At 33.6% G+C, this 9,498-nt stretch carries 6 protein-coding genes; 5 read left to right on the top strand and 1 reads right to left on the bottom strand.

The window, feature by feature from the left end:
• Window positions 1-172: 172 nt before the first annotated feature.
• Window positions 173-3,106: a VIT domain-containing protein gene (locus B4G36_RS03030; protein WP_291061912.1), complete on the top strand. Its 2,934-nt coding sequence runs from the start codon at window positions 173-175 to the stop codon at window positions 3,104-3,106.
• A 72-nt stretch (window positions 3,107-3,178) separates the two neighbouring features.
• Here the strand turns inward: B4G36_RS03030 and B4G36_RS03025 are convergent, their stop codons facing one another.
• On the bottom strand, window positions 3,179-4,705 hold the full coding sequence (locus B4G36_RS03025; protein ID WP_114999055.1) for a YifB family Mg chelatase-like AAA ATPase: 1,527 nt from the start codon (window positions 4,703-4,705) through the stop codon (window positions 3,179-3,181).
• A 107-nt stretch (window positions 4,706-4,812) separates the two neighbouring features.
• Here B4G36_RS03025 and B4G36_RS03020 point away from each other — a divergent pair, with 107 nt between their 5' ends.
• From B4G36_RS03020 to B4G36_RS03005, 4 genes are all read left to right on the top strand, one after another.
• Window positions 4,813-5,286 (top strand): cytidine deaminase, encoded by a 474-nt coding sequence (locus B4G36_RS03020; RefSeq protein WP_038337075.1) that lies wholly within the window; start codon window positions 4,813-4,815, stop codon window positions 5,284-5,286.
• 56 nt (window positions 5,287-5,342) lie between these two features.
• Window positions 5,343-6,347 carry a pyruvate dehydrogenase (acetyl-transferring) E1 component subunit alpha gene (pdhA, locus tag B4G36_RS03015; RefSeq protein WP_125349669.1) on the top strand — a complete coding sequence of 335 codons (1,005 nt, stop codon included), beginning with the start codon at window positions 5,343-5,345 and terminating at the stop codon, window positions 6,345-6,347.
• Window positions 6,348-6,352: 5 nt separating this feature from the next.
• Entirely contained in the window at window positions 6,353-7,957 is a 1,605-nt protein-coding gene (locus tag B4G36_RS03010) for a pyruvate dehydrogenase complex dihydrolipoamide acetyltransferase (RefSeq protein WP_291061910.1), read from the top strand.
• A 103-nt stretch (window positions 7,958-8,060) separates the two neighbouring features.
• On the top strand, window positions 8,061-9,002 hold the full coding sequence (locus B4G36_RS03005; RefSeq protein WP_291061908.1) for a YihY/virulence factor BrkB family protein: 942 nt from the start codon (window positions 8,061-8,063) through the stop codon (window positions 9,000-9,002).
• The last annotated feature ends 496 nt before the right edge of the window (window positions 9,003-9,498 follow it).

Raw genomic sequence — 9,498 nt, 5'->3', positions numbered from 1 at the left:
TTTTGTCATAGAAATCAGAAAGATAATTTTGATAATGCGAATCAAGTAAATGTGATTCTGACAAAAGGGGAAATCTGAAATAAACTTATAACTAACAACTCAACACTTAAAACTTTTTCACATCAACCAACCTTTTTGTAATTTGTTGCATCTAACTTACAAATCAAACAATATGAAAAAGTTATTTTCTTTTTTCTTTGTTTTTGTTGGAATGTTTTTTTCTACAAAAATAAATGCGCAAGATATTCGAATCGGATTTCCGCGTATCGAAATTGGTGAACGCCCAGACGAAAATTCTGTGAGTTTGCAATCGATGGATGTGCAAGTTGAGATTTTTGGAAATTTGGCCAAAACGACAACAACTTTAGTTTTTACAAATTCATCAAGTCGAAATCTTGAAGGGAATTTAGTTTTCCCTTTGCCCGAAAACACGACTGTTAGTGGATATGCAATTGATATTAATGGAAAATTGCGAAATGCAGTTCCTGTTACAAAAGTGCGTGCGGTTGAGGTTTTCGAAATTATTCAGAAGCAAAATATCGACCCTGGAATCATCGAAAAAGTAGAAGGAAATAATTTTCGAACTCGTATTTCTCCGATTCCAGCAAAAGGTTCACGTACGATTCAGTTATCGTATTACCAAGAATTAAAATTGGATAAATCGTCGTATCAATATCATTTGCCGTTAGATTCTTCGAAAAAAATTGCGAAGTTTAATTTGACAACAAAAGTGTACAATGCTGCTGGAAAACCACAATTGATTGAAACGCCAGATGGTTCGTTCAATTTTTCGGAAAATAGTAATATATATGAAGCAAATTTGTCGAAAACAGATTTTACACCTAAAAAATCATTGATTATTAATCTTCCGAAATCGCCGAATAATGTAGAATCTTTTGTTCAGAAAAATGTAGATGGTTCGGTTTATTTTTATGCGAATTTATTGGTTGATGCAAAATCTCAACCAAAAGTTTGGTCAAAAAATATTGGAATTATCTGGGATAATTCGTTGAGTGGTTTGAAACGAAATCATCAAAAAGAGTTAGAATTTTTAGATAAAATTATTTCTCAACAAAAAAATCTAAATATTGAAGTTTCGTTATTGAATTTTTCTTTGGAAAAATCGAGATTTTTTCAAATTAAAAATGGTGATTGGTCAGAATTGAAAAAATATTTGGAAAATGTGACGTATGATGGAGGAACAAATTATGCGAAAATTCTTCCAACAAATCTGAAAGCAGACGAATATCTTTTGTTTTCGGATGGAATTTCGTCTTTTGGCTCGAATATATTTAATATCGATAAACCTTTCTATACAATTGCGTCTTCGCCGACTTCTAATTATGGCGTTTTGAAAATGATTGCGCAAAAAGTTGGAGGAAAATTTATCAATCTAAATGAAAATTCTGTAGAAAATGCGTTCAAACAAATCAATGAAAGTTCGGTTCAATTCTTAGGAATTATCAACAATACAGCGGGAGAAGTTTATCCAATTTCGATAAATGATGTGAACAATGGAATTTCGATTGCGGGAATTTCTCAGTATCCAAATGCAAAATTAACGATGATGTTTGGACGAAATGGAAAAGTGGAATTCAACAAAGAATTGGATTTGAGTAAAGCAACTCAAAATCTTGAAATCAGTAAAATTTGGGCGCAGAGTAAAGTGAATTATTTGGAATTGAATCCAGAGCAAAATAAAACAGAGATAGAAGAAATTGGGAAACAATTTTCGATTGTGACGTCGAACACAAGTTTGATTGTTTTGGAAAATGTTTCGGATTATGTGAAATATAAAATCAATCCACCAGCGGAATTGCAAAATGAATTTAATAGATTATCGAAACAAGGTTTTGAACAAAATGAAACTCGAAAAGCTGATTTGTTGAAAAATGCAATTGCGAAAGCAAAGGAATTGAAAGAATGGTGGAAGAAAGATTTTAAATATATAAAACCAAAATATCCAAAACCTGTTGGGGATTCTACAACTTATTTAGAAGAGACTGTACAAGTGAATATGGTAATGCCAGAGCCTAGAACAACAGCTGTAATGGAGATGGAATCTAGTGCAGAACAAGCTATGGTAGTTACAGCAAATGGAGTGAGAAGAGAATCGAGAAGTTTAGGTTATGCTTCGGCTAATTTTGTTGCAGATAAAAAAATGAAGGATGAATCATCAGCTTCGGTTCCGGAAATTAAAATAGTCAATGTAAAATCGGATAAAGAATACATGAAGTTGATAGAAGCGTCTAAAAATCCATATCAAACTTATTTAGATTTGAGAAATGATTATGCTGAAACACCTGCGTATTATTTTGATGTGGCAACATTTTTCTTTCAGAAAAAGGAAAGAGAAACTGGATTAAAAATTTTAAGCTCGATTGCAGATCTAGGTTTAGAAGATGCTGAATTGTATAAAATGTTAGCATATAAATTGAAAGAAATTGAGGAATATCAAACCGAATTATTTATCACGAAAAAAGTATTAGAATGGCGACCTTTTGATGCACAAAGTTATCGTGATTATGCCTTGGCGTTACAAGACAATGAGCAATATCAATCGGCTTTAGAATATCTGTATAAAGTATTAACGAATGATTATTCAGTAGAAATAACGACACGAGATCGCGATATTACGGAGATTATTGTGCCTGAAGTTAATAATTTGATTTCGCTTCATCGAAAAGAATTGAATTTATCGAAAATTAATAAAGATATCATTGTTGATATTCCGGTTGATATTCGTGTGGTGATGAATTGGAACAAAGATATGACAGATATTGATTTGTGGGTGACGGATCCAAATGGCGAAAAATGTTTCTACGGACATCGTACAACTGCGATTGGTGGACGAATGAGCGAGGATGTGACGCAAGGTTTCGGACCAGAACAATTTATGTTAAAAAAAGCGATCAAAGGAAAATATAAAATAGAAACGAATTTTTTCGGAGAAAGACAAATGAGTATTTCTGGGCCAACAACTATTTCGGCAGAGATTTACTTGATGTATAGCTCAGGAAAACAAATGAAGAAAATGATTACTTTCCAGAATAACAAGCCAAATTCTAGCGGCGAAGGAATTTTGGTTGGTGAATTTGAATTTTAGTAAATGGAAAAGGAATCTTGAAAGAGATTCCTTTTTTTTGCATAACGCATAATTTATCATTAACAATTAAACTCACATCCACTGATTTCGATCCAAACTTCTATACTGAATAGCTTCACTAATATGTTTTGAAAGAATAGTTTCAGAATTATCTAAATCTGCAATTGTTCGTCCAACCCTAATAATTCGATCATACGCACGAGCAGAAAGATTTAATTTTTCCATAACAACTTTGATTAAATGCTTCGAATGATCATCTAAATCACAAAAAGTATCCAACTCTTTTGGTCCCATTTGCGAGTTGTAATGGACTTTTGTATTTTCAAATCGTTTGGTCTGGATATTTCTTGCATTAATGACACGTTCACGAATCACAGCACTTTTTTCGCCACGACGTTCTTGCGACAAATCATCAAACGGAACAGGATTCACTTCGATATGTAAATCAATTCGGTCCAAAAGTGGTCCAGAAATTTTATTCATATAACGTTGCATTTCCGCTAAAGAGGAAGTGTTGTTTGGATCATCCATAAAATAACCGCTCGGACTTGGATTCATAGAAGCTACTAACATAAAACTCGCAGGATAATTCACAGTGAATTTTGCCCTCGAAATTGTGACTTCTCGATCTTCCAAAGGTTGACGCATAACTTCTAAAACAGTTCGCTTAAATTCGGGTAATTCATCCAAAAACAAAACACCATTATGCGCCAAAGAAATTTCTCCAGGTTGTGGATAAGAACCACCGCCGACTAAGGCGACATCCGATATAGAATGATGTGGACTAGAAAAAGGACGACTTACAATTAATGATTTGTTAGATAATTTTCCAGCAACGCTATGAATTTTTGTTGTTTCGAGCGCTTCTTGTACGGTCATTTTCGGAAGAATTGAAGCAATTCGTTTGGCTAACATTGTTTTTCCACTTCCTGGAGGACCGATCAAAATAATGTTATGTCCTCCTGCAGCAGCGATTTCCATCGCACGTTTTACATTTTCTTGACCTTTTACATCAGCAAAATCGAAAGGATAATTATTCATTTCACTAAAAAAATAATCATCTAAATTAACTTGATGAGGTTGTAAAATGATTTCTTCGTTAAAATAATCAACAACTTCTCTGATGTTATTAACCGCAAAAACATCGATTCCTTCTACAACAGCTGCTTCGTCTGCATTTTGTTTGGGTAAAATAATTCCTTCGAAACCTTCTTCTTTTGCTTGTATTGCAATCGGCAATGCACCTTTTATAGGTCGAAGTGAACCATCTAGCGATAATTCGCCCATCATTATAAATTTATGGAGTTGTTCAGAATTTACTTGCTCCGAAGCTGCTAAAATTCCAATTGCGATTGGTAAATCATAGGCAGAACCTTCTTTTTGTAAATCTGCTGGCGCCATATTAATCGTGATTTTTTTACCAGGTAATTTCAAATTAGAATTTTTTAGTGCAGCATTTATCCTAAAATTACTTTCTTTTATTGCGCTATCGGGCAAACCAACCAAATGATACCCGACACCTTGATCAATATTAACTTCCACAATAATTGTTTTTGCGGAAACTCCGAAAATAGCACTTGCAAAAATTTTCACTAACATAAAATATTTTTTTATAAATTTACTTCCTTTTTCTATTGAATAAAATAGCTGAGAGGATTTAAGTATTTAATAATTAATTAAATAATACACTTTGGTGTAAATTCTATATGAAAAAAGAAAAATATTCTTTTGAATTTGAACGATTCGAGAGTAAATCTGAGCTTGCAGCAGAACAAAAAAAAGTAGTAGAAGAGGCTTATGATATTTCGTTGAATGCATATGCGCCTTATTCTAATTTCAATGTTGGTGCATCTGTTCAATTAGAAAATGGAGAAATTTTTTCGAGTTCAAATCAAGAAAATGCTTCGTATCCAGTCGGGACTTGTGCCGAAAGAGGTTTATTGGCTTATGTAAATGCAAACTTCCCAAATATTAAGATTGAAAAATTGGCTGTTTCTACGCCAAATGTCAATTATCCATTGCCTCCATGCGGGATGTGTCGTCAATATATTTTAGAGATTGAAAAGAAACAATCGCAACCAATCGAAATTATTTTATCTGGAAAAGAAGGTGATGTTTTGGTGATAAATTCTGCTAAAGATTTGCTTCCATTGCATTTTACTGATGAATTTTTAGGGTAGCAATTTTGTACACTAAATAGATTAGTTTAAATTTGTTCCAACGGAATTGTGCAATTATGGAAAAATTAACGCAAGAAACGTACCTACAATGGTATCGTGATATGACTTTTTGGCGTCGCTTCGAAGATAAGTGTCGTTCATTATATTTAAAGCAAAAAATTAGAGGTTTCTTACATTTATACAATGGACAAGAAGCTTTACCAGCTGGTTTTATTCATGCAATGAAACCTGGTGTAGATCATGTGATTACTGCTTATCGTTGTCACGTTTGGCCTATGGCTTTGGGTGTAGATCCAAAACGTATTTTGGCTGAATTATGTGGTAAAGAAACAGGAACTTCTCATGGTTTAGGAGGATCTATGCACGTTTTCAGTAAAGAACATAATTTTTATGGTGGACACGGAATCGTTGGTGGACAAATTCCATTAGGAGCAGGAATTGCTTTTGGTGATAAATTCTTCAACCGCGATGGTGTTACAATCTGTTTAATGGGAGATGGCGCAACTCGTCAAGGGACATTACATGAAACATTTAATATGGCGATGAACTGGAAATTACCAGTTGTTTTTGTTTGCGAAAACAATCAATACGCTATGGGAACTTCTGTTTCTCGTACTGCTAACCACGAAGATATTTGGAAATTAGGTTTAGGATACGAAATGCCTTGTATGCCTGTAGATGGTATGGATCCTGTAAAAGTTGCAGAAGCAGCTTACGAAGCTATTGAAAGAGCGCGTCGTGGAGATGGACCAACTTTCTTAGATGTACGTACATATCGTTATAGAGGTCACTCTATGTCTGATGCTGAGCCTTATCGTACAAAAGAAGAGGTGGAAGAGTACAAACAAGAAGATCCAATCTTGAATGTTGAGAATCATATCTTAGTAAACAATTGGGCAACTAAAGAACAATTAGATGCAATTATTGATGAAGTAAAAGTGATGGTAGAAGAATGTGCAGAATTTGCAGAAAACTCTAACTATCCAGAAGAACACGTAATGTATGATTATATCTATTCAGAAGAAAATTATCCATTCTTAGATAAAATCGAAAACAACTAAAAACCATGGCAGAAATTATTACAATGCCTCGCTTAAGCGATACAATGGAAGAAGGAACTGTTGTAAAATGGCACAAAAATGTAGGAGATAAAGTTGCTGAGGGTGATATCTTAGCAGAAATCGAAACAGATAAAGCAATCCAAGAATTCGAATCAGAATTTGACGGAGTATTATTATATCAAGGTGTTGCAGAAGGTGTATCAACAAATGTTGATGAGATTTTAGCAATCATCGGAAATGAAGGAGAAGATATTTCAGGTTTAATTGGAGGTGGAGCAAAAGCAACTACTGAAGTGAAAGAAGAAAAATCAACTCCCAGCGAAACAAAAACAGAAGAAGCAAAACCTGTTGCAGAAATTCCTGCAAATGTGGAAGTAATTACAATGCCTCGTCTTTCTGATACAATGGAAGAAGGAACTGTAGTTGTTTGGCACAAAAATGTTGGAGATCAAGTTGCGGAAGGTGATATTTTAGCAGAAATTGAAACAGATAAAGCAGTGCAAGAATTCGAATCAGAATTTGATGGTGTTTTATTATATCAAGGAGCTAAAGTGAACGAGCCTGCACCAGTAGATTCTGTTTTAGCAATTATTGGTGAAGCTGGTACTGACGTTTCTGCAATTGTAGCAAACGGAGGTAAAGTTGCTGCACCAGCAGTTTCTACAGAAGTTGTTGATGACGAAAAACCAGTAGTTGTACAATTAGATGTAAATAATAAGGTTGAAGAAACTTCTTCTTCTGATCGTATTTTTGCATCGCCATTAGCAAAAACAATTGCAAAAGATAAAGGAATTAATTTAGCAGAGGTGAAAGGTTCTGGTGATAATGGACGTATCGTGAAAAAAGATATCGAAAATTATCAACCATCTGCTCAACCAAAAGCGGAAGCAAAATCTGAATCAGTTAAACCAGCTCAAACTTTTGTTTCTGGAGAAGATAAAGTGATTCCAAATTCTCAAATGAGAAAAGTTATCGCTAAACGTTTGGCTGAATCTAAATTTACAGCTCCTCATTATTACTTAAATGTAGAGTTGGATATGGATAATGCGATTGCTGCGCGCAAACAATTAAACTCGGTGCCTGATACGAAAATTTCATTCAACGATATGATTGTGAAAGCATGTGCAATGGCTTTACGCAAACATCCAGCTGTTAATTCTACTTGGACAGATACAGAAATTATTCAACATGGAGATATCAATATCGGTGTGGCAGTTGCTGTAGAAGATGGTTTATTGGTTCCTGTTGTTAAAAATACAGATCAAAAATCATTTGCTCAAATTTCTGCTGAGGTCAAAGATTATGCAGGTCGTGCAAGAGATCGCAAATTAAAAGCAGATGAAATGGAAAAATCAACATTCTCTGTTTCAAACTTAGGTATGTTTGGAATCGAATCATTCACATCGATTATCAATCAACCAAACTCTTGTATCCTATCAGTTGGTTCAATTATTCAAAAACCAGTTGTAAAAGACGGACAAGTTGTAGTTGGTAACACAATGAAATTATCTTTAGCTTGTGATCACAGAACAGTAGACGGAGCAACAGGTGCACAATTCTTACAAACATTAAGAATGTACATCGAAAATCCTGTTACAATGTTAGTGTAAGCTAAGATTTAATATATTTTTTTAAAGACCATTCATCGAATGGTCTTTTTTTTGTTATAGATTTTATGAATTTGTATCTTTAATCTCTAAAGTAATTAATTTAATGAAGCAACTAAAATTCTACTTTAATATTTTAAAACAGACAATTGTTGAATTTGGTGAGGACCGAATTATGAAATTGAGTGCTTCGTTAACTTATTACGCATTGTTTTCACTTTCACCATTAATTCTGATTGTAATTTCCAGTGCAAGTTTATTCTTTAAGAAAGATGCTATCGAAAACCGAATGTTTTATGAGCTTAAAAATATTGTTGGTCCAGATGTCGCTTTAGCTGTACAAAATTTTGTTACAAATTCTACCATTTCAGGAGATAGTTCGCTTGCTTTATATATAGGTATCGGAATTTTGATTTTTGGTTCTACAACAATGTTCACCGATATGCAAGATAGTCTCAATCTTATTTGGCGTGTCGAAGCAGTTCCTCGTAGAGCTTGGTTGAAATTTGTAATAAATAGAGGGCTTTCATTTTTGATTATCCTTTCATTAGGAATAGTTTTAATAGCAACAGTAATATTAAATAGTATATTAATGAGTTTTGGAGAAGAAATTTTCAGTCTTTTCGAACTCGATACCATTATGACGAAGACCACAGTTATTCTTCTTAATAATACATTGAGTATTTCAATCTCGATTTTGATATTTTATATTCTCTTCAAGATTCTTCCCGATGCACGTATCAAAGCAAAACAAGCTTTTGTAGGAGCGTTTTTTACGGCGATTCTATTCTTTATTGCAAAATATTTAATTGGTATTTATATCGCAAACTCCAAATATTCTACCATTTTTGGATCGGCAGGTTCGTTGGTTATTCTTTTGTTGTGGATTTATTATGTTGCAACAATTCTATATTTCGGCGCAAAATTCACAAAAGTATTTGCCGAAGCCAAAGGTTACCCTATTATTCCAAAACGAAATGCGAAGCTCAGAAAAGTATCTTTTATTGATCATATTGCAGAAAAACACGATTACGAAAGTATCGATTAATAATAGATGAATGATTTTTCTTGAATAAACAATTGTCGCGAAGCGACAATTTCACCCGAGTCGATAACCACAAAGTATCCGCTGTTGCTTTGCTTAAATCAGCAAACCATCACCGTCTAATCATTTCATACAGTGAAAATACAAAACTCGAGTGTAATGATTCACCATTTTTTTTCAACCCGAACTGTCAACAAAATTAAAACTCTTGAAAAACAATTGTACTTTTCGTCAGTTCGAGTGAAAATCTCTGATTTTAGTATCGGGAACTTAGACGAATTGCTGTCAACTTTCAACCGTCCAAAAAAAGTATTGTATACACTCTACTGCCACTATGTTGCCTTCATCCTGCCTTAAAGTAGGGAGTAAGCTGCAATTACGAATTGAGGATATGGCTGATTTTTTACAAAACTTAAATCAAAATTATGATTAAAAATATTAGTTTTACCCGTTGTGCATTTTGATTAATAAATAATAAAGTTGTTCATTTGATTGAAAA

Source organism: Empedobacter sp. UBA3239 (genome assembly GCF_002362875.1).
Classification (GTDB): Bacteria; Bacteroidota; Bacteroidia; order Flavobacteriales; family Weeksellaceae; genus Empedobacter; species Empedobacter falsenii_B.
This window is presented reverse-complemented; position numbering and strand designations above follow the sequence as displayed.